The following is an 18,871-nucleotide window of genomic DNA, read 5'->3' as shown; positions in this document are numbered from 1 at the left end:
TAGCATTGCGGCTTATGCCGCTAGCGCAGCTAAAATTCCTAGGCTGCACTGTTTTTTGTGTGTTTACAGGTATCTTCATAATTTATAGAAAAGGGAGGAATCCCGAGTGAAATCCAAATTAAATAAAGCTTATATGACGGAAGTGCTCGAGATGCTGCTGCGTACGCCAAGTCCGACTGGCTACACGCACCACATTATGAAAAAGGTCGAACAAGAAGTGAATAAGCTTGGTTATGAGCTTACATATACGAATAAGGGCTGCGGTATTGTGACGGTTCCGGGTGTCCGTAATGACCGGGTTATTGGTATTTCTGCGCATGTGGATACCCTAGGCGCAATGGTTCGTTCTATTAAGGAGAACGGGACGCTTAAAATCACTTCATTGGGCGGATTTATGATGGGTGCTATTGAGAATGAATATGTTCAAATTCATACACGCGACGAACGCGTTTATGATGGGACGATTCTCACTTCAAGACCGTCTGTACACGTTTATGAAGATGCCCGAGAGTTCAAACGCGATGAAGCTCATATGGAAGTGCGCATCGACGAGCTTGTTAAGTCCAAAAAAGAAGTTCAGGATCTGGGTATCCGGGTTGGGGATTACATTTCGTTCGATCCGCGTGTACAAGTGAAGGAAAATGGCCTCGTGAAATCCCGTCATTTGGATGATAAAGCAAGTGTAGCTTCGTTATTCGGTTTGCTAAGACTTATCAAAGAAGAAGGCCTGCAGCCGCTCTTCACGATAAAACTGTTTTTCTCCAATTATGAAGAGGTTGGGCATGGATCATCTTTTATTCCGGAAGATATTACGGATTTGATTGCCGTAGATATGGGTGCGCTTGGCGATGACTTGAGCGGTAGCGAACGTGATGTTTCCATTTGCGCAAAGGATTCGTCAGGTCCTTATGACTATCAAATGACTTCCAAAATGATTGAGCTTTCCGAGAAGCTGGAAATCGGCCACGCCGTCGATATTTATCCAAGGTATGGCTCAGACGCTTCGGCAGCGCTCAGAGGCGGACGCGATATTCGCGCCGCGCTGATTGGGCCTGGCGTTCATGCGTCACACAGCATGGAGCGGACGCATATGGATGCTGTAGTTAACACAGCAGCGCTTCTTGCAGCCTATGTCATGGAGCCAGTGGAAGCATGAATATTTTGAGTGCAGTTAATATTACCAAAACCTATGGCGACAAGGTTTTGTTCGATGACATCACGTTCACGGTGAACGAGAAGCAGCGCATCGGACTCATCGGCGTGAACGGCACAGGCAAGTCCACGCTGCTGAAGCTGCTGGCGGGGCTGGAAACTGCGGATCGCGGCAAGCTCGTGCACGCGAACCATTTCCGAGTGGAATACTTGCCGCAGAACCCGGAGTTCGATCCGAACTCCACTGTGCTAGAGCAAGTATTCCACGGCGACACGCCGCTCATGAAGACGCTGCGCGACTATGAGCTGGCCCTGGCTGAGCTGGAGCTTGATCCCTCCAGCGAGAAAAAGCAAGCGCGGCTGTTCACAGCCCAATCGCGCATGGATGAACAAGGTGCCTGGGAAGCCAGCACCTTGGCCAAAACCGTGCTGATGAAGCTGGGCATCAGCGAGTTCGACAAGCCCGTCGGCCTGCTGTCCGGCGGGCAGCGCAAACGCGTCGCCATGGCGCGCGTTCTGATCCAACCCGCCGATCTGCTCATCCTGGATGAGCCGACGAACCATATCGACAACGAGACCGCTATCTGGCTCGAGGAATTCCTCGGCAAGTGGCGCGGCGCGCTCTTGCTCGTTACCCATGACCGGTACTTCCTGGAGCGGGTGACGAACCGCATCCTGGAACTGGACCGGGGTAAGATCTACAGCTACGAGGGCAACTATGAGGCGTTCCTCGAGAAAAAGGCGGAGCGGATGGAGTCCGAAGCCGCCAGCGAAGATAAGCGGCAGAATCTCATGCGCCGCGAGTTGGCTTGGCTCCGTCGCGGCGCGAAAGCGCGCACGACGAAGCAGAAGGCGCGCGTGCAGCGCGCCGAAGAGCTGCGGGACACCAAGGTGGATGGTCCCGCTGACAAGCTGGACATGGCGTTGGCTGGCAGCCGCCTTGGCAAAAAGGTGATGGAGCTGGAAGCCGTCACCAAAGCTTTCTCAGGCGGAAAGACGCTGCTGAGCGGATTCAGCTACATCGTGATGCCGAAGGATCGCCTCGGCATCATTGGCCCTAACGGAAGCGGCAAATCGACGCTGCTGAACATGCTCGCCGGGCGTATTCAGCCCGACAGCGGGACGATCGAGACCGGCCAAACCGTGAAACTCGCGTATTACACGCAAGAAACGATCGAGATGGATGAAAAGATGCGCGTCATCGACTACATCAAGGAAGCGGCTGAATTGGTTCGCACGTCTGACGGCGAGACAATACCCGCATCGCAAATGCTTGAGCGCTTCCTGTTCTCCCCTACACTGCAGTGGTCTCCTATTGGTAAGCTGTCAGGCGGCGAGCGCCGCAGATTATATTTGCTGCGTACTCTTATGGGAGAACCGAATGTTCTACTTCTCGATGAGCCGACAAACGATTTGGACATCCAAACATTGACCATACTGGAAGATTATCTGGATCATTTCCCAGGGGCGGTTATTACCGTCTCCCATGATCGGTACTTTTTGGATCGAACAGTTACGCATCTGTTTGCTTTTGATGGCCAAGGAGGAATCGAGCCTTACATTGGCAACTACTCCGACTATTTGGAGGAGAAGCAAGAGCAAGAAGAGGCGGAACAGGCACGCAAAGAATTGGCGCGACAAGTAAGTAGCAATACTGGCTCTAGCAAAACAGCAGCCAATCAATCAGCAGCTTCCAGCGGCTCAGCGAATTCAAACCGTCCTAAGAAACTAACTTTCAAAGAGCAGAAGGAATGGGATGAAATCGAGGGGACGATTGCGGCTTTGGAAGACAAGGCGGCAAGCTTGAAACAGCAAATTGAAGCGGCTGGCAGCGATTTTGACCGTGTTCGCGATTTGTATGAGCAGGAGCAGCAAACAACGGCCGATTTGGAAGCAGCAATGGAAAGATGGACTTATTTATCCGAGTTGGTAGAAGAAATAGAGCGAAATAAGTTATGATAGAAGAAACTATAATAAAGGCAGGTAAGTATTCCACATGATTAATGTTAATAACGTGACACTTCGTTACGGCAAAAGAGCGCTTTTCGAAGATGCGAATATTAAATTTACTCCAGGTAACTGTTACGGTCTAATCGGCGCGAACGGTGCAGGGAAATCCACATTTCTAAAAATTCTTTCCGGTGAAATTGAGCCGAACACAGGCGAAGTATCGATCACGCCAGGTGAAAGAATGGCCGTACTGAAACAAAACCATTACGAGTTTGACGAAATCGAAGTTTTGAAAACCGTTGTAATGGGGCATGCTCGTTTATTCAAAATCATGGAAGAGAAGGATGCGCTGTACGCGAAAGCGGATTTCTCTGAAGAAGATGGCATGAGAGCTGCTGAACTGGAAGGCGAGTTCCAGGATCTGGACGGTTGGCAGGCGGAATCCGATGCGGCAGAACTGCTAATTGGTCTAGGCATTCCTACTTCCCTGCATGATACGAAGATGAAAGACCTCGACGGCAATGAGAAGGTTCGTGTTCTCTTGGCGCAAGCGCTGTTCGGCAATCCGAACATTTTGCTCCTCGATGAGCCTACTAACCATTTGAACTTGGAGTCGATTCGTTGGCTGGAGAACTTCCTTGCCCGTTTTGAAGGCACCGTTATCGTTGTATCCCATGATCGTCACTTCCTGAACCAAGTATGTACACACATTGCGGATATTGATTTTGGTAAAATTCAAATGTATGTCGGGAACTACGATTTCTGGTACGAGTCCAGTCAACTTGCTCTACGCTTAGCTAGAGATGCGAATAAGAAAACGGAAGAAAAACGTAAAGAGTTGGAAGCCTTTATCGCTCGATTCAGTGCGAATGCGTCCAAATCCAAGCAAGCGACTTCCCGTAAAAAACAGCTTGAGAAACTCACGCTTGAGGATATTCGTCCTTCCAGCCGTAAATATCCGTTCATTCACTTTAAAGGTGAGCGCGAAGCTGGTAAACAATTGTTGGCTGTTGAAAGCATCTCCAAAACAATTGATGGCGTAAAAGTATTGAATAATGTAACGTTTACCCTGAACAAAGGGGATAAAGTGGCTTTTGTCGGTCCGGACGGTATTGCCAAAACAACGCTTTTCAAAATCCTGATGGGCGAAATGGAAGCGGATGAAGGTACATTCTCATGGGGGGTAACGACTTCCCAAGCTTATTTCCCAAAAGACAGCCAAGATTACTTTAATTCCGAGTTGAATCTGGTGGATTGGCTTCGTCAATACTCCAAAGACCCGGATGAATCATTCCTTCGCGGATTCTTAGGACGTATGTTATTCTCTGGGGAAGAAGCTTTGAAGAAAGCTAACGTTCTATCCGGGGGCGAAAAAGTACGCTGCATGTTCTCCAAAATGATGCTTAGCGGTGCGAACGTTCTCATTCTTGATGAGCCTACGAACCACTTGGATTTGGAGTCCATCACAGCGCTCAATAACGGACTTGTTGATTTTGACGGTACGATGTTGTTCGTTTCCCATGACCATCAGTTCATTCAAACGATTGCAAATCGTGTAATGGAAATCACGCCGAAAGGTCTCATCGACAAAATGCTTACGTATGATGAATACCTGGAAAGTGAAGATGTGAAAAAACAACGCGAAGCTCAATACGCGTAAGACCAAATGAAAAGCGCCCTGATGTGTGACTCTCAGGGCGCTTTTACCTACATAGCTCTAGCTTCCGCCAGTACGACGGCGTTGATTATTTACTTTTTTCGTCATTTGGCTTTTGGCACTTTGGTTCGTATTGCCCGCTTGTTTAGGGTTTGCACGTGCTGCGGCTTGATCCGCTTTCTTCTGAGCTAACTTTTGTTTGATGGCATCGGCTAGGCTTACTTTCTTAGGACCCTGTTGTTCTTCCAGCTGATCTTGTGGCTTGTCTGACATAGAAACACCTTCTTTACCGTGATATGTTAATAGTATAATCGAATCAAACAAAAGATGAAAGAAGGTGTGAACGATGTTTGACCCAACGATCTATGACAACATTAAGGTGGTTCTGGAAGGAGCCGTCTACGACTTGGATTTGGATGGCAAAATTATCATCACACGCCGGGAGGATCTTGTGGATCTGTCTTCCATGTCCCGAACGTATGCGATTGAGTTTGCAAGAAAGATCGATAAGCCGAGCAAAGCGGAAATCAATTTGCATGTTCATTTAAGCGATTTGGCTGCTGAAATTTTAGAGAACCCTACAGCTAAACCTGGATGTACGCTTACGATTAAGCTTTTCACGAAAGTTAAGAATCCGGATATGGAATGTAAGCATATTGAAGAACAGTTAGGCCTAATATGGGAACATCGTCCACAAATCACACAACTTCTTTCATACAAATATGGTATTTTTCCAGTGGTTTATCATAATCAAATCACACTTTCATTCGGCAGAAAAATCGATGAGAGCCACTTGGATGATTTCCCTCATCTTATTGGGTATGCGGCTGACAGTTTGGCTTGGTTAGATGAACGAGGAGGTTAGCATGAGGGAACTGTCTCAACAGGAATTGTTAGAGATCGTTAACAGGCAGGGGGAGTCCTTTGCTGTATTTTTGTACACGCCGTTTTGCGGAACATGCAAAGTGACTGAACGTATGTTGGAGATCATTATGACCATGCAGCCTTCTTTGCCGCTATATAAAAGCAATATTAATTTTCTGCCGCAAATCAGCCGTGAATGGCAAGTGACCAGCGTGCCGTGCATCGCTATTTTTGGGCAGGGACAGGACAAACAACTGATTTACCGCATGCAGTCGGTGGATGAGCTATATCGCAAACTGCTGCCATTGAGCAGCAAGTAACTATAGGAGATGATAAGAATGAGCAGTTTTCAAATTGGAGATCACGTCATTGCTGAGTATAAAACTGGGGTTTATTATGGGGAAGTAGTGGAAATGTCGAGTACGATGAAAGCAGCAGTACGCATCCTGGCTGTAAAAGAACATCCAACACAAGGGGACTTGCATAATCCGATGGACCCAAGCGTCGCTTTTTTTCATCAAAGACGGGCTTTATCGTTTCAGGAGATTGCTTTAATGCCAATTTCAACGATACGTTCCTATGCGGGTGCAATTCCCGATTATCAAGTATCACTGGAGAGAGCGCTAATGGCTCAAATCTCTAAGCTGTCGGAAATGGAAGCATGGGCTAGGCGCTCTCTTCAGGAGCTTAGTCAACTGCAGAAAGAATATTTCCCAAAGTCGAATTAAGAAACTTCTAAATACAATTTTGTGCCGTCGTTATACTTGAAAATAGCGACATCACCAATGATCTCGATCAATGAGATCATTTTTAATTTGCGGCGAAATTCGAAATGAAGTTCAAACTCCTTAAGCTTACTGGATAACAATTCCATATGTGAACTGCGATGTGTGAAATTAAGCACGGGAATGGATTTGTTTTTGAATTTAATGGTAACTGCTTGCATGTTAAGCCCTCCTTCACGTCTTCCATCTGGAAAAAGTACCAGCTGGTCTACATATTTAGGATACATTTCAAATGTTAAGTATGTTTGAGACAAACTATTAAAAAAGTTTTAGCATCTTATTATATGTAAAGAATAGCGAGAGAGGGCTAGTTCCCAAAGAATCTTTTGAAATTAATCGGGATACCCGTCTGCATTTGATTCAACGGAGCGATAGATTGGCGGTTGCGGGGAAAGATAAGCACAATTATAATAAGAAAGATTGTAATCAAACATGTTTTGGGGGAATTTAGATGACAGCAGGAAAACCAATCAGAATCGGGATTATTGGTTCCGGAAATATCGGAAATGTACATATGGAAGTGATGAAAAAAGTGCCGGAGGCAGAAATTGCCGCGGTAACAGATGTGTACTTACCACTAGCTGAGGCTAGAGCCAAGCAATATAACATTGAGCGGGTATATGAGAGTTCGGACAAGCTGCTCGCTGATCCAAGCATTGATGCCGTAGTTATTGCTGTCTCCAATGAGTGGCATGCGCCTTTAGCCATTCAAGCGTTAGAAGCAGGTAAACATGTCATGCTGGAGAAGCCTATGGCGCTTAATCTTGAATCGGCTAGACAAATTGTAGCAGCAGAGCGCAAGGCAGGCAAAGTGTTGATGATTCCACACCAGCTGCGGTGGGAAGTTCTTTCACAGGCTGTCAAGCAGCAGGTTGATAAAGGCGCGCTAGGCCATATTTATCATGCCAAAGCAGGCTGGATGAGACGTAAAGGAATTCCCGGCTGGGGAACCTGGTTTACACAGATGGGGAAATCCGGCGGCGGTCCGTTAATTGATCTAGGTGTACATATGTTAGATCTATCCCTCTATTTGATGGGGAATCCGAAACCGGTTTCGGTTTATGGGGCAACCTATGCAGAATTTGGTCCGCGCAAAAAAGGGATCGGCTCTTGGGGGACACCGAACTGGGAAGGGCAATATGATGTAGAAGATTTGGCTACAGCGTTGATTAAGCTCGATAACGGTGCAACCCTATCGCTAGATGTCAGCTGGGCCGCACTTATCGAAACGGACAGCCAGCCTTACGTGCAGCTGCTTGGTTCCGAAGGAGGCGCTTCGATTCGCGGCAATAAAGGGAAGCTTCTCGCAGAAATGTTTGATCGCGAAGCAGATGTGGATCTGACTGTGCCTGAGCTGGACGAAGGGCCTCGTGTGCGTATGCTGAGACATTTCTTATCGTGTATCGAAAGCGGTCAACAACCAATTACCTCTGTGATGACAGGTTATACGAATAATTTAATTCTAGATGCGATTTACCAATCCTCACAAACCGGCAATGAAGTTAAATTGAATTGGGACATCGAGTAGACAGGGGCTGCAGCAAGTGAATTGGGAGTTATTTAGCATCATCGGGACAATCGCTTTCGCAGTCAGTGGAGCGATTGTTGCGATGGAAGAGGAATATGATATTCTAGGGGTCTATGTTCTTGGGCTCGTAACGGCATTCGGCGGCGGTGTCATTCGAAATTTGCTAATTGGCAAACCCGTCGTTTTGTTGTGGGAGCAAGGGTTATATTTTCAAATCGCCTTATTTGCTATGACTTTAGTTTTCTTGATGCCTGTCAAATACATCCGGGTGTGGAAGACCTGGGAAGCTTTCTTTGACGCTATCGGATTGGCAGCCTTCTCTATTCAAGGTGCGTTCTATGCAACCAATATGGGGCATCCTTTAAGTGCTGTCATCGTAGCAGCCGTATTAACGGGGATTGGCGGCGGAATGGTTCGAGACGTACTGGCTGGCCGAAAGCCGCTTGTACTGAAGGACGAAATCTATGCCGTATGGGGCATGCTGGCCGGTGCGTTGGTTGGTTTGGGCTGGTCGCAAGGTGCTTGGCAGATATCCGTGCTTTTTGCACTTATCGTCATTTTGAGAATGTTATCCGTATTTTATAAATGGAAGCTGCCAAAACGTTCTTTGCGCAATGCAATCGCGGCATCAACGCGTAGATCAGACTCATAGCCTACCGCTAAAGAGCTGGATGATTTTTTGAAAATCGAGATGAGGAAAGAGGTGATTTACAATGGAACAGGAAGCATCATTCCTTCACCATCAAAAGATTTCCGCTGAAACGATGACAGCACGCATTGTTCCTGTAAAAGAATTGCTTCAAACGGAATTGGATCTGTACGAAGTATCCAAAGATTCAGAAACGGGTGAGCATTATCTTCATTATGCTTACATGCACCGCGATTTCACGAATACCGGAGAGCCGGAGTCGTTTCATTATTTGCTGCCGATTGACAGCGATGATGTGCTCGGAATGATTTTTGGGGAGCAGGGTTATGCGTATCCGGAGTTTTGGCGGAAAGCTTTTCTGCGCAACGGCCCGGAAGGTTTCTACATCTGGTTCGACCCCGCGCATGAAGCGGAGCAGTCAGAGGATGAAGCTATAGCTGCGGATTTGCTAAACAAGCTGAGAGCTTTTAAAGAAAACGGTTCGGCCGATCCGGATGCGGTTCGAAAATTGCTCGAAGAATTGGATGAAACTCGTAAAAAAGAAGACTAGCACGTTGTAAAGCCTGCTTGCCAATGAATCAATTGGCGGCGGGCTTTTTTTATTATTTAGTAAAAATGGAGATAAATGACCATATTAAAGCTAATCGTTATTTTTCAGGAAGGAGGATGAAATGATGAGTATAGAGGCTTACCAGTTCGCTAATCTGGGGGCACATGAGGATCTGTTGGAAGATCTTCGCAGGCTTGAATCCAGGATGAGGGAACAATTGGGATATGAAATCTCCTTAATTGCTTACACACCGGAAACGAAGGACATCAGCAAGAAATAAAAGAAAGAAGGGGGGAGCTTTTAGATGAAAAAAACGTTGATCCAACTTACACTTTCGATCGTGTTAGTAAGCACCGCCGCTGGCTGCACCGCCGCAAGTCCGAACAATCATGCAGGAGCAAGTTCCTCAAATCCGAATGCTGGCTCATGGGATACGAGTCTCAGGAACAATGAGAATTCTTCACTAGGCGCTAAAAGTGTCAATCAATCCCCGCTGCCATCAATGCGACCGTCTACGATTGACAACATTAAAGCGCACACGAATACACATTTGACGATGAACCGTGATTTGGCAGATAGCATTATTCAAGCGGCTCACCTGGGGAACACAGCTGTTGCATTTACGGATAACAACATTTATATTGCGGTAGATATGGGCGGGATGCAAGCCATGGGTGCCGATAATGACGGCATGAAAATGCTTAGTAAAACAAACGACCCGGAAACCGGGGCTGGGTTGTTCGGTTCAGGAGCCGGAGCTCAGATGGATTGGCTCTCGGCCAAGCCTTTGCCGGCAGAAAGCGCCAGCGCCATTAAGAGTTTGCTCACACGGATTTATCCGGAAGCGAATATCTTCATTTCTACGAACCCGCATTTCGTGAACCGCATGATGTATTATGATGCTCAGCAGCAAAACAACAAACATATGGATACGTATCTCAACGAATTTAACACCATGATCCAATATGCTTTCCCAAGCTATTCCACGGGCCAAAGAAACACGCTGCCTTAAAATAAGACCATGCGCGAAAGTTTCACTCATCTCCCTCAGCTTCCTGCTGAGGGTTTTGTCATAGTTTCCGGATGGTCCACCAATTAGAAAAAAAGGAGTATGACGATGATTGGACAGAAGACTGTGATTGATCGGCATGACACGTCAAATTTTAAAAATGAGCAATAAATTTAAAGTTCGAGCTTACTGCAGCTCACGCCAATGTGACTATGTACATCCCGATGATGTCGTCCAAGCCATTAATGGGGAAACCTCTTATGCATTGGCTCAGCTGTATAACGAGTTGCCATCCAAGCCAGACTGTCCCAAATGTGGAGAAGCGATGGCATTCTACTCATATTCGGTTATCGAACAACCGTGGCTGCCTTGAAAGGCTTGACAACGTTAGCTTTCCTGATAAATAGTAAAAGAACAAAGGAATCAGGAGAGGAACATTAGAGAATATGTTAACAGAAGCTATACCCCAAGAAATCCGTGAGCAGTTGGAACAAAAGAGAGCACAGACGAACGCGACAGCAGAGGAGGCGAAATTAATCGGGGCAGCTGCCTTTGAGGCGCCTAGGGAAGACATTTTGATCGATAGTGTTATTGCGCTTTTTTTGGGTAAAAATGTCCTGCTCAAAGGCCCGACGGGTTCGGGGAAAACGAAGCTTGCCGAGCATGTTTCGGCGATTTTTAATCAACCGATGCACGCCGTGAATTGTTCAACGGATTTGGATGCCGAAGCTTTACTCGGGTTCAAAACGTTGTTCCATGACGAACAAGGCCGTTCACAGATTGTTTTCATTCCTGGACCGATCATGAAAGCGATGACGAAGGGACATTTCCTATACATAGACGAAATTAATATGGCGAAACCGGAGACCTTGTCACTCATCAACGGTGTTCTGGACTATCGGCGATCGATTACGAATCCATTTACCGGGGAAGTTATCACCGCTCACCCTGATTTCAGAGTGGTTGCCGCGATTAATGAAGGCTATATGGGAACCGTGCCATTGAACGAAGCATTGAAAAACAGGTTTGTGACCGTGGATATTCCCTATTTGCAAGGGGAAGCGTTGTACAAACTTTTGAAAAGCAAGTCTGTTTTGCATGACGACAAGCAATTGAGAACTTATGTGCAGTTGTCGGCTGATTTGTTAACCTTAATCGAAATGGGACAGCTGCCTGATGAAGCAGGGTCGATCCGAGCATTGCTTGATGCTTGTGATCTTACGGCTTATATTCCTCCGATGCGTGCAGTGGCGAGAGCGATTGCTGATAAATTGGAGGATGAAAGGGAACGTGCGGCTGTGATCAATGCGGCTGAAACGTTATTTTAAGCCATGTTTGTAGGAAAAATAAGTATGCTTGAGGATAAAATCGACGCTATGCTGCAAATGCAGTTGGTCGATTTAGCCCGCATGTTCACAAAGCGCAAGGAGCTTGAGGTGGAAGCCGCCTTTCACGCTGATTATGAAGAAAGCTCGGCCCGTATGACCGTTAGCCAGTTCTGGTGGGATTATCCGCCATTGGATAAAGCAGCGGGGATGAAAAGCGATGTGTATCTCCGAGGCATTGGAACAGCATGGTTTACCAGCGCAGAGGCTGTAAAGTCCTACCTTAAGGGTAGTCAGAAAGCATCCCTCCCCAAGCTGGCAAACTCGCTTTTTGCCTTGTGTGAGGATATGCGTTTGGAGCGTATTTGCCGTGCGCGCAGACCGGGGACGACGCGAATATTCGCTGCACGGCATCGTATCTATGGAGCTTATTTCGGCCATAAATTGAATGCGCATTTGAGTAAAGGTGAACTGGCCGATGCCGTCCTTTTATTAATTTACGGCTGGTTTACCGGAGCGGAGTGGAGCGCTGCGGAAAGCGTGGGATTGAAGGCGCGGCTCACACCGTTATATCCGATTCTGGAAGGCATCGAGGAAGCTGAACATACGGACCAAGTAGCTGCGGGCTGTGAGGAAATGATGGTCGCGCTATCTTATTGGCTGGATAGAGATGCGAGTTCCGCATATTTCTGGATGCAGCCGGGGGGCGGCGTGGCGGAGCCGCTGCCCGCGGGGTATCAAGGCGAGCTGAAGCGCGCTAAGCGGCTCGCCAACGATGATGTGCTCCCCGAGCAGGACGGGGAGCGTCAATTGCCGGGCCAGGAGCGCCTGCCGACCTGGCACCGCGAAAGCAGCGACCGCAGCCCGGGGCTGCTGCGGTTCGAGCTGGAGCGCGGCTCACGCACGGCCGCGCTCGGTTCTGCGCCCCGCGAGGGCGACGCGGCTGATCAGGCGCTCGCCATCGCCCAGGGGCGCTCGCTGCGCGCCAAGCGCACCGGCGCCGCCTCCGGCGAGCGGCGCGGGCAAGCTGCCGTGCCCGCTGCCGCGGGGCACGGCGAGGGCGAAGTTGCCGCGTTCGCGACGGCGACTTGGCTGGCGCCTGAGCGGCCAACTGCTGCGCAGGAGGCCGCCTTCAGGCGCCTGAGCGAGCGCGCAGCGCCGCTCGCGAAGCCCTTGCAGCGTGCGATTCGGCGCACGCTGGAGCAGAAGCGGATCGCCCCGCGCGGCGATCGGCTGTTCGGGCGGCTCGATAAGCGGCTGACGCGAGCCTTCACACAAGAGATGCCGCGCCTCTTCTATAAGAAGCGCGCGCCGGTCCCGCAGCTCGACGCCGCATTCGCGCTGCTTGTCGACTGCTCCGCGTCCATGTATGACAAAATGGACGAAACCAAACTGGGACTCGTGTTATTTCACGAGACCCTCCAGTCCTTGCGAATCCCCCACGAAATCGTGGGATTCTGGGAGGACGCGGACCGCGTAACGGAGCATGAAGCACCCAACCTGTTCCAGGTTGCTGTGGACTTCGGCTCCTCGCTCGTTCCTGGAAGCGGCGCGGCTCTCATGCAGCTCGAGCCGCAGCAGGACAATCGCGACGGCTTTGCGATCCGCTGCATGACAGAGCGCTTGCTGCGGCGTGCAGAGCGGCAGCGCATCCTCTTGGTATTCTCGGATGGGGAGCCGTCCGCAGCGAATTATAACGACGTAGGCATTCTGGATACGTATGAAGCTGTAATGAGAGCACGCAGATTGGGAATCGAGGTCATTTCCATCTACTTAGCGAGCGGCGGAACCGTTCATGAAACCGAACGCGCCGCCATGCGCAACATGTATGGGCGGAGCAGCATTGTTGTGCCCCAGGTGGAGGAGTTAACCGGGCAGCTCGTACCGATTTTACGCAAACTTTTGCTGAAATCTATCTTTTAATGTCGAAATCCTTTACAATAGATCAGGGTATTTGCTCAGGATAACTGGCTAATTACCCTGTTTATGCCATTCTTGTTATGTTTATTTACATACATATCCATTTGCTGTTATAAGTTTACTTCCGTTTGGAAAACATTAAGGGGGAAATCATTTCATGTACGGTGCACCATTATCAAACAAAGCAAAGAAAATCATGCTGCTGGGATCAGGAGAGCTCGGGAAGGAAGTTGTCATCGAAGCACAGCGCCTTGGGATTGAAACCATTGCCGTGGATCGTTATGCGCATGCTCCAGCTATGCAAGTAGCGCATCGCAGCCATGTGATCAATATGTTAGATGGGGAACAGCTTAGAGCGTTGATCGAGCAAGAACGGCCGGATCTGATCGTACCTGAAATTGAAGCCATTGCTACACCTGAGCTTGTAGAACTTGAGAAAGAAGGTTATCGTGTAATCCCAACAGCAACAGCCTCTCGATTAACGATGGACCGGGAGGGCATTCGCCGTCTTGCTTCCGAAACGTTAGAACTGAGAACTGCCAAGTATGCTTTTGCCAACAGTCTTGAAGAGCTGCACGCTGCCGTTGCGGAAATCGGTACGCCTTGCGTCATTAAGCCGATCATGAGTTCCTCGGGCAAAGGTCAAAGTGTGTGCCGGACCCCTGAAAATGTGGAACAATCGTGGAACATTGCCATGGAAGGCGGACGTGCTAAGAACGCTCGCGTCATTGTGGAAGAATTCATTCATTTCGAGTCTGAAATCACGCTGCTAACTGTTCGCTCTGTTTCCGGAACGACTTATTGTGAGCCAATCGGCCACATCCAAAAAGACGGGGACTACATCGAATCCTGGCAGCCGCACGCCATGACGGAGCAGCAAATACTTGATGCGCAGCATATGGCCAAAACGATTACAGACGCACTTGGCGGTTACGGCCTCTATGGCGTTGAGCTATTTTTGACCAAAGATGGCGTGTACTTCAGTGAGGTATCGCCTCGTCCGCACGACACGGGAATGGTTACCATGGCGACACAGGATTTGAGCGAATTTGCTCTGCATGCTAGAGCGATTCTTGGATTGCCGATTACAGGCATTCACCTATTAACGCCAGGGGCAAGCTACACGCTCAAAGCGGATCGCGAGCAAGTAGAATATACAATCAGCGGGCTAGAAGAAGCGTTGTCCGTTCCGAATACGCAAGTTCGCGTCTTTGGCAAGCCGGAGACGAAAGTGGGCCGCCGCATGGCGGTTGCGCTCAGCAGCGGAGAATCCGTAGAGGAAGCGCGCAGTTTGGCCAAGCAAGCCGCAGGCAAGCTTAAACTAAACTACGAATAAGAAATCATACATGATCAGCCATCAGGAGGAAACGACATGGAAGCTAAACCAGCAAGACTCTCCCGAACCGTGTTGACCGAAATTATTTTGCCTGCTGACACCAATTATCACAATACCGTGTTTGGCGGACGTGTGATGCAATACATCGACAAAGTTGCAACAATCGCCTCTATGCGTCATTCACGCAGGGGGGTTGTCACCGCTTCAAGCGACAGCTTGGACTTTTATGCGCCTGTTAAACTTGGTGAGGCTATACAACTAGAGGCATTCGTTACCTGGACGCACCGAAGCTCCATGGAAGTATTCGTGAAAATCGAATCGGAAAACCTGTTGACCGGCGAGAAAAAACGCACAGCCAATTCTTATTTAACTTTCGTCGCCTTAGATGAGTATGGCCAGCCTGTTGCGGTTCCGGGCATTATCCCCGAGACGGAAGAGGAGAAACGGCTTTTCGAGACGGCTGAGATGCGGTATGCCGCACGCAAGCTGCGGAAAGAGGAGCGAAATTTACAACTGTAGTCGACATAGACATCGACATCGAGCAGATCCCTTGTGGGGTCTGCTTTTTTTATTGTAAATAACGGACTATAGTTCCGTTCAACATTCAGCTTCTTCTGCTAAAGTGGTGAATTCACGCAAAAAGGATTATTATGGAAAATATAAGCAATTCTAGATGAGAAAGGAGCTCTTCATGAAAAGAAAGATATTACGATCTTTGATCTTCGCCATTATTTTAGTTATTGTATACTATGCTTTTCAAGTGCTGATGGGCGTCTATCTCACTTGGAAATACGTGCCGGACATTCTTGATTCGTATTCTGCGATTGATACCTTCGGAAGTAATCAAGTTGCTTTTGGGGTTAAAGCTGCACCTGTTGAAACGGTGGCTGAAATTATCATCATCATGGTGATTGGTGTCGTTACCTATTTCTCGGGAAGCTATGTAACGAAGAAAATAAGAAACCATTGAAACCTGCCATCTCCAAAAGCGTATTAGAAATAAATCGGTTATATTTTCAACTTATACTATTCGGAGGTAATCCCACAATGAATGCACATGAAATTGATTATCGTATTTTAGGCAATGAAATGCAGTACGTAGAAATTGAGCTCGACCCGGGTGAAAGCGTTGTGGCGGAAGCTGGCAGCATGATGATGATGGATCAGAACATCCAGATGGAGACGATTTTTGGGGATGGCAGCAGCGATAATAAAGGGTTCATGGGCAAGCTTCTGGGAGCGGGCAAACGGTTATTAACCGGCGAAAGCTTATTTATGACCGTGTTCACGAACCAAAGCCGTGGCGGAAAAGAGCAAGTTAGTTTTGCAGCGCCATATCCCGGTAAAATTATTCCGATGGACTTGTCGATGCTGGGGGGACGACTCATCTGCCAAAAAGATTCTTTCCTTTGCGCAGCGAAAGGCGTTTCTGTTGGCATTGCATTTCAGCGTAAGCTAGGGGCTGGCTTCTTCGGCGGTGAAGGCTTTATTATGCAGAAAATTGAGGGCGATGGCTTGGCCTTCGTACATGCCGGCGGTTCGATTTGCGAGCGTGTGCTTCGTCCAGGTGAAGTCATTCGCGTAGATACGGGCTGCTTGGTTGCCATGACGCAAGATGTGGATTATGACATCGAGATGGTGAAAGGTGTGAAAACAGCGCTATTTGGCGGTGAAGGTTTATTCTTCGCAACGCTTCGCGGTCCTGGGCGTGTATGGATTCAATCCTTGCCATTCAGCAGGCTGGCAGATCGGATGGCAGCGGCATCAAGACCAGGCGGCAGGAAAGAAGAGGGAAGTATTTTAGGCGGTTTAGGTAATTTATTGGATGGGGACGGCAGATAAGTTCATTCGTCCTCACGAAGAAAGCCCGGTAGCGAATTTGACATTCGCTCCGGGCTTTTTTGTGACTGTCTTACTTGGCTCCGCCTTCTGCGAGGATTGTTTCCCAGATTGCGCCTTTACCATACAATTCTTTATTGACTTTATCCCAACCGCCAAGATATTCAATGTTGAATACGCCGGCAGGTGTTGTGTAGTTTTTCTCATACTGTTTAGCAACTTCAGGAAGTACGGAGCGGAAGCCTTTATCTGCAAATACTTTTTGAGCATCAGGGCTCCATAAGTATTCCAGGAATGCCTGAACCGCTTCACGATTTCCGTGTTTATCTACGTTTTTATCAATGAGTGCAACCGGGTTTTCAATCGTCGTTGTGTATTGCGGGATTACTTCTACATATTTTTTGCCGGATTGAATCCGGGAGATGAGCTCATTTTCATAAGTGACGATGGCATCGCCAACGCCTTTGTCAAAGGTCGCAAGGGAATCGGCGCCGCTTTTATCAAGCACTTTGATGTTTTTGTAGACTTTGGCCAAATAATCCTTGGCGAACGCAGGATCTTTTTTACCGGCAGCCTCGGAAGTTTTTAGTCCAGCCCCATAAATGGCGTTAATGTCCCACTTGGCACCGCCGGATGTACTTGGATTCGGGATCAACACTTCCACGCCTGGTTTTGTTAAATCAGTCCAGTCTTTGATGCCTTTGGGATTGCCTTCACGAACTCCGATTGCCGCAATAGAAGCCGTAATGTTGCCTTTATAAGGGTTGTTTTTCCAGTCATGCGTGATCAAGCCTTTTTCTACGATTTTTTGGATATCTCCTTCAAGGGAAAGTGGGGCGATATCCGCTTCAAAACCTTGGATAATCGCGGTAGCTTGCGAACCGGATGCTACATAGGATTCTTGGAATTCTACGGTTTGGCCGGTTTTCTTTTTCCACTCTTCTTTAAATTTCGGCAAAATGACGTCAAAAGAATCTTTAAGAATGGAATAAGCGCCAATCGTGATCGTTACTTTTTCAGCTTTAGGTGCAGAGCTTGCCGCTGTTGTAGCTGCAGCTGTTGCCGCGGCCGATGGAGCGGGTGTGTTTGCCGATTTTGTACTACCTGTACCGCATGCCGTAAGCGCGATACTTGCAGTGAATAACGCAGCTGTGACAAGACCTAGTGATTTGAATTTTTTCATGGTTTACAACTCCCCTTCATGTGTAAGCTTATTTTTTTATATAAAAACAGGCAGCGGATCTTGTTTAGCCTGATTCTCAATGACGATATTCTCGGTTTTGGTAAAAACGGAAATTTGATGGATCAAAATATTCACGTCATCGCCAGGTTGATAAATCTTTTCTTTTACGGATTGATAAGCGAATAGCTTTATTGCGCCTGTATCGATTTCCAGGTACCAGGAGTCCCCGCGGAAGTGGACATGCGTCACTTTCCCTTTCTCTCCGGCTGTCGCCAGATGACTTACGTCATGCGGTCGAACCTCAATTGCTTCCGGTCGAATCAACACGTTAACATTGGGCAGCCATTTGCAATCCTGTTGGATCTCATCTAAATATGGGAACCCGACTAGAGGAGTATATTGCGAAATCACATTAGATTCACCGATGAAAGACGCCACGAATGAGGATGCCGGTTTCGTATAAATTTCCCAAGGGCTGCCTTGCTGTTCGATTTTCCCGCCTTGGACGAGAATGATTTCATCAGCAACTTCAATGGCTTCATCTTGGTCATGCGTGACGAAGAGGGTCGTTACTTTAAATTCATCAATCAGGTTGCGCAGCCAGAGGCGCAGTTCTTTACGAATTTTGGCGTCGATGGCGGCAAAAGGTTCATCCAGCAGCAGCAGCTGAGGTTCTGGGGCCAATGCTCTAGCGAAGGCAACCCGTTGGCGCTGTCCACCGGAAAGCTGGTATGGATACTTGCGCTCATTGCCGGCAAGCCCCATTAAATTTAGTAAATAGGTGACCCGGTCATGGATGAATTCTTTCGGCTTTTTGAGAACTTTGAGGCCGTAAGCGACATTGTCAAAAACGGTCATATGTTTAAAAAGGGCATAGCTTTGAAAAACGAAGCCGATTCCTCTTTCTTGAACAGGGAGGTGGGTAGCAAGCTTCCCGTCGAAATAAATGTCGCCTGTCGTCGGGCTCTCGAGTCCGGACAACATGCGCAGAATGGACGTTTTACCGCCGCCGCTGGGGCCGATCAAACCGACGAGATGCCCTTTCGTGATGCTGAAATTAACATCTTTAATGGCATGAAAGGAGCCGAAATTTTTATTTAAATTTTTAACTTCGATATGCATAC

At 48.1% G+C, this 18,871-nt stretch carries 22 protein-coding genes; 18 read left to right on the top strand and 4 right to left on the bottom strand.

Annotated elements, in window-relative coordinates; genetic code table 11:
- Positions 1-133 precede the first annotated feature (133 nt).
- Genes AC3WTJ_RS07600 through AC3WTJ_RS07590 form a run of 3 tightly spaced genes read left to right on the top strand, consistent with a single transcriptional unit; the run spans position 134 to position 4,762 of the window.
- Positions 134-1,156, top strand: coding sequence for a M42 family metallopeptidase (locus AC3WTJ_RS07600; RefSeq protein ID WP_492521660.1), 1,023 nt, complete (start codon positions 134-136; stop codon positions 1,154-1,156).
- Positions 1,153-3,111, top strand: a complete 1,959-nt coding sequence (locus AC3WTJ_RS07595) for an ABC-F family ATP-binding cassette domain-containing protein (RefSeq protein ID WP_492521315.1) — start codon at positions 1,153-1,155, stop codon at positions 3,109-3,111. The genes AC3WTJ_RS07600 and AC3WTJ_RS07595 overlap by 4 nt, the downstream gene beginning before the upstream one ends.
- A 37-nt stretch (positions 3,112-3,148) precedes the next feature.
- Complete coding sequence (locus tag AC3WTJ_RS07590; RefSeq protein ID WP_492521314.1) at positions 3,149-4,762, top strand: ABC-F family ATP-binding cassette domain-containing protein; 1,614 nt, start codon at positions 3,149-3,151, stop codon at positions 4,760-4,762.
- Positions 4,763-4,819: 57 nt separating this feature from the next.
- On the opposite strand, the gene AC3WTJ_RS07585 is transcribed toward AC3WTJ_RS07590, so the two are convergent.
- Entirely contained in the window at positions 4,820-5,032 is a 213-nt protein-coding gene (locus AC3WTJ_RS07585) for a hypothetical protein (RefSeq protein WP_145655009.1), read from the bottom strand.
- Positions 5,033-5,105: 73 nt separating this feature from the next.
- Here AC3WTJ_RS07585 and AC3WTJ_RS07580 point away from each other — a divergent pair, with 73 nt between their 5' ends.
- The 3 genes from AC3WTJ_RS07580 to kapB are packed head-to-tail and all read left to right on the top strand — an operon-like array spanning position 5,106 to position 6,351.
- The gene (locus AC3WTJ_RS07580; protein ID WP_407872319.1) at positions 5,106-5,624 is read left to right on the top strand and encodes a hypothetical protein; all 519 of its coding nucleotides are present in this window, start codon (positions 5,106-5,108) and stop codon (positions 5,622-5,624) included.
- A 1-nt stretch (position 5,625) separates the two neighbouring features.
- A complete protein-coding gene (locus AC3WTJ_RS07575; RefSeq protein ID WP_492521313.1) occupies positions 5,626-5,943 on the top strand; it encodes a thioredoxin family protein in 318 nt (105 codons plus the stop codon).
- An 18-nt stretch (positions 5,944-5,961) separates the two neighbouring features.
- Positions 5,962-6,351 carry a kinase-associated lipoprotein KapB gene (gene kapB, locus AC3WTJ_RS07570; protein WP_492521312.1) on the top strand — a complete coding sequence of 130 codons (390 nt, stop codon included), beginning with the start codon at positions 5,962-5,964 and terminating at the stop codon, positions 6,349-6,351.
- Here the strand turns inward: kapB and AC3WTJ_RS07565 are convergent.
- Positions 6,348-6,569, bottom strand: a complete 222-nt coding sequence (locus AC3WTJ_RS07565; RefSeq protein WP_127451768.1) for a hypothetical protein — start codon at positions 6,567-6,569, stop codon at positions 6,348-6,350. The two genes, kapB and AC3WTJ_RS07565, sit on opposite strands and share 4 nt — an antisense overlap.
- A gap of 290 nt (positions 6,570-6,859) precedes the next feature.
- Here AC3WTJ_RS07565 and AC3WTJ_RS07560 point away from each other — a divergent pair, with 290 nt between their 5' ends.
- The 12 genes from AC3WTJ_RS07560 to AC3WTJ_RS07505 all read left to right on the top strand — a co-directional run bounded on the left by AC3WTJ_RS07560 (position 6,860) and on the right by AC3WTJ_RS07505 (position 16,567).
- Positions 6,860-7,936 (top strand): Gfo/Idh/MocA family protein, encoded by a 1,077-nt coding sequence (locus AC3WTJ_RS07560; protein ID WP_492521311.1) that lies wholly within the window; start codon positions 6,860-6,862, stop codon positions 7,934-7,936.
- A 16-nt stretch (positions 7,937-7,952) separates the two neighbouring features.
- Positions 7,953-8,588: a trimeric intracellular cation channel family protein gene (locus tag AC3WTJ_RS07555; protein ID WP_181646366.1), complete on the top strand. Its 636-nt coding sequence runs from the start codon at positions 7,953-7,955 to the stop codon at positions 8,586-8,588.
- A gap of 61 nt (positions 8,589-8,649) precedes the next feature.
- Positions 8,650-9,135: a hypothetical protein gene (locus AC3WTJ_RS07550; RefSeq protein ID WP_492521310.1), complete on the top strand. Its 486-nt coding sequence runs from the start codon at positions 8,650-8,652 to the stop codon at positions 9,133-9,135.
- Between the two features lie 121 nt (positions 9,136-9,256).
- On the top strand, positions 9,257-9,415 hold the full coding sequence (locus AC3WTJ_RS07545; protein WP_407872324.1) for a hypothetical protein: 159 nt from the start codon (positions 9,257-9,259) through the stop codon (positions 9,413-9,415).
- A 24-nt stretch (positions 9,416-9,439) separates the two neighbouring features.
- Complete coding sequence (locus AC3WTJ_RS07540; RefSeq protein ID WP_492521309.1) at positions 9,440-10,147, top strand: hypothetical protein; 708 nt, start codon at positions 9,440-9,442, stop codon at positions 10,145-10,147.
- Positions 10,148-10,274: 127 nt separating this feature from the next.
- Entirely contained in the window at positions 10,275-10,517 is a 243-nt protein-coding gene (locus AC3WTJ_RS07535; protein WP_492521308.1) for a hypothetical protein, read from the top strand.
- Between the two features lie 73 nt (positions 10,518-10,590).
- Complete coding sequence (locus AC3WTJ_RS07530) at positions 10,591-11,472, top strand: ATP-binding protein (protein ID WP_492521307.1); 882 nt, start codon at positions 10,591-10,593, stop codon at positions 11,470-11,472.
- Positions 11,473-11,496: 24 nt separating this feature from the next.
- A complete protein-coding gene (locus AC3WTJ_RS07525) occupies positions 11,497-13,392 on the top strand; it encodes a nitric oxide reductase activation protein NorD (protein WP_492521306.1) in 1,896 nt (631 codons plus the stop codon).
- Between the two features lie 154 nt (positions 13,393-13,546).
- Positions 13,547-14,725 (top strand): formate-dependent phosphoribosylglycinamide formyltransferase, encoded by a 1,179-nt coding sequence (gene purT / locus AC3WTJ_RS07520; RefSeq protein ID WP_492521305.1) that lies wholly within the window; start codon positions 13,547-13,549, stop codon positions 14,723-14,725.
- 36 nt (positions 14,726-14,761) lie between these two features.
- Positions 14,762-15,244 (top strand): acyl-CoA thioesterase, encoded by a 483-nt coding sequence (locus tag AC3WTJ_RS07515; RefSeq protein WP_157324791.1) that lies wholly within the window; start codon positions 14,762-14,764, stop codon positions 15,242-15,244.
- A 172-nt stretch (positions 15,245-15,416) separates the two neighbouring features.
- Positions 15,417-15,695 carry a hypothetical protein gene (locus AC3WTJ_RS07510; protein WP_492521304.1) on the top strand — a complete coding sequence of 93 codons (279 nt, stop codon included), beginning with the start codon at positions 15,417-15,419 and terminating at the stop codon, positions 15,693-15,695.
- A 77-nt stretch (positions 15,696-15,772) separates the two neighbouring features.
- Entirely contained in the window at positions 15,773-16,567 is a 795-nt protein-coding gene (locus tag AC3WTJ_RS07505; protein ID WP_127456533.1) for a TIGR00266 family protein, read from the top strand.
- Positions 16,568-16,637: 70 nt separating this feature from the next.
- On the opposite strand, the gene AC3WTJ_RS07500 is transcribed toward AC3WTJ_RS07505, so the two are convergent.
- Together AC3WTJ_RS07500 and AC3WTJ_RS07495 are read right to left on the bottom strand one after the other, a co-directional pair.
- Entirely contained in the window at positions 16,638-17,747 is a 1,110-nt protein-coding gene (locus tag AC3WTJ_RS07500) for a sulfate ABC transporter substrate-binding protein (RefSeq protein ID WP_492521303.1), read from the bottom strand.
- 36 nt (positions 17,748-17,783) lie between these two features.
- The gene (locus tag AC3WTJ_RS07495) at positions 17,784-18,869 is read right to left on the bottom strand and encodes an ABC transporter ATP-binding protein (protein ID WP_492521302.1); all 1,086 of its coding nucleotides are present in this window, start codon (positions 18,867-18,869) and stop codon (positions 17,784-17,786) included.
- Positions 18,870-18,871 lie beyond the last annotated feature (2 nt).

It is taken from the genome of Paenibacillus sp. FW101-FHT12H11, assembly GCF_058790355.1.
This window is presented reverse-complemented; position numbering and strand designations above follow the sequence as displayed.

Coding starts and splice junctions, on each gene's coding strand:
- AC3WTJ_RS07600 (WP_492521660.1), top strand. CDS start 134: ATGACGGAAGTGCTCGAGATGCTGCTGCGTACGCCAAGTCCGACTGGC.
- AC3WTJ_RS07595 (WP_492521315.1), top strand. CDS start 1,153: ATGAATATTTTGAGTGCAGTTAATATTACCAAAACCTATGGCGACAAG.
- AC3WTJ_RS07590 (WP_492521314.1), top strand. CDS start 3,149: ATGATTAATGTTAATAACGTGACACTTCGTTACGGCAAAAGAGCGCTT.
- AC3WTJ_RS07585 (WP_145655009.1), bottom strand. CDS start 5,032: ATGTCAGACAAGCCACAAGATCAGCTGGAAGAACAACAGGGTCCTAAG.
- AC3WTJ_RS07580 (WP_407872319.1), top strand. CDS start 5,106: ATGTTTGACCCAACGATCTATGACAACATTAAGGTGGTTCTGGAAGGA.
- AC3WTJ_RS07575 (WP_492521313.1), top strand. CDS start 5,626: ATGAGGGAACTGTCTCAACAGGAATTGTTAGAGATCGTTAACAGGCAG.
- kapB (WP_492521312.1), top strand. CDS start 5,962: ATGAGCAGTTTTCAAATTGGAGATCACGTCATTGCTGAGTATAAAACT.
- AC3WTJ_RS07565 (WP_127451768.1), bottom strand. CDS start 6,569: ATGCAAGCAGTTACCATTAAATTCAAAAACAAATCCATTCCCGTGCTT.
- AC3WTJ_RS07560 (WP_492521311.1), top strand. CDS start 6,860: ATGACAGCAGGAAAACCAATCAGAATCGGGATTATTGGTTCCGGAAAT.
- AC3WTJ_RS07550 (WP_492521310.1), top strand. CDS start 8,650: ATGGAACAGGAAGCATCATTCCTTCACCATCAAAAGATTTCCGCTGAA.
- AC3WTJ_RS07545 (WP_407872324.1), top strand. CDS start 9,257: ATGATGAGTATAGAGGCTTACCAGTTCGCTAATCTGGGGGCACATGAG.
- AC3WTJ_RS07540 (WP_492521309.1), top strand. CDS start 9,440: ATGAAAAAAACGTTGATCCAACTTACACTTTCGATCGTGTTAGTAAGC.
- AC3WTJ_RS07530 (WP_492521307.1), top strand. CDS start 10,591: ATGTTAACAGAAGCTATACCCCAAGAAATCCGTGAGCAGTTGGAACAA.
- AC3WTJ_RS07525 (WP_492521306.1), top strand. CDS start 11,497: ATGCTTGAGGATAAAATCGACGCTATGCTGCAAATGCAGTTGGTCGAT.
- purT (WP_492521305.1), top strand. CDS start 13,547: ATGTACGGTGCACCATTATCAAACAAAGCAAAGAAAATCATGCTGCTG.
- AC3WTJ_RS07515 (WP_157324791.1), top strand. CDS start 14,762: ATGGAAGCTAAACCAGCAAGACTCTCCCGAACCGTGTTGACCGAAATT.
- AC3WTJ_RS07510 (WP_492521304.1), top strand. CDS start 15,417: ATGAAAAGAAAGATATTACGATCTTTGATCTTCGCCATTATTTTAGTT.
- AC3WTJ_RS07505 (WP_127456533.1), top strand. CDS start 15,773: ATGAATGCACATGAAATTGATTATCGTATTTTAGGCAATGAAATGCAG.
- AC3WTJ_RS07500 (WP_492521303.1), bottom strand. CDS start 17,747: ATGAAAAAATTCAAATCACTAGGTCTTGTCACAGCTGCGTTATTCACT.
- AC3WTJ_RS07495 (WP_492521302.1), bottom strand. CDS start 18,869: ATGCATATCGAAGTTAAAAATTTAAATAAAAATTTCGGCTCCTTTCAT.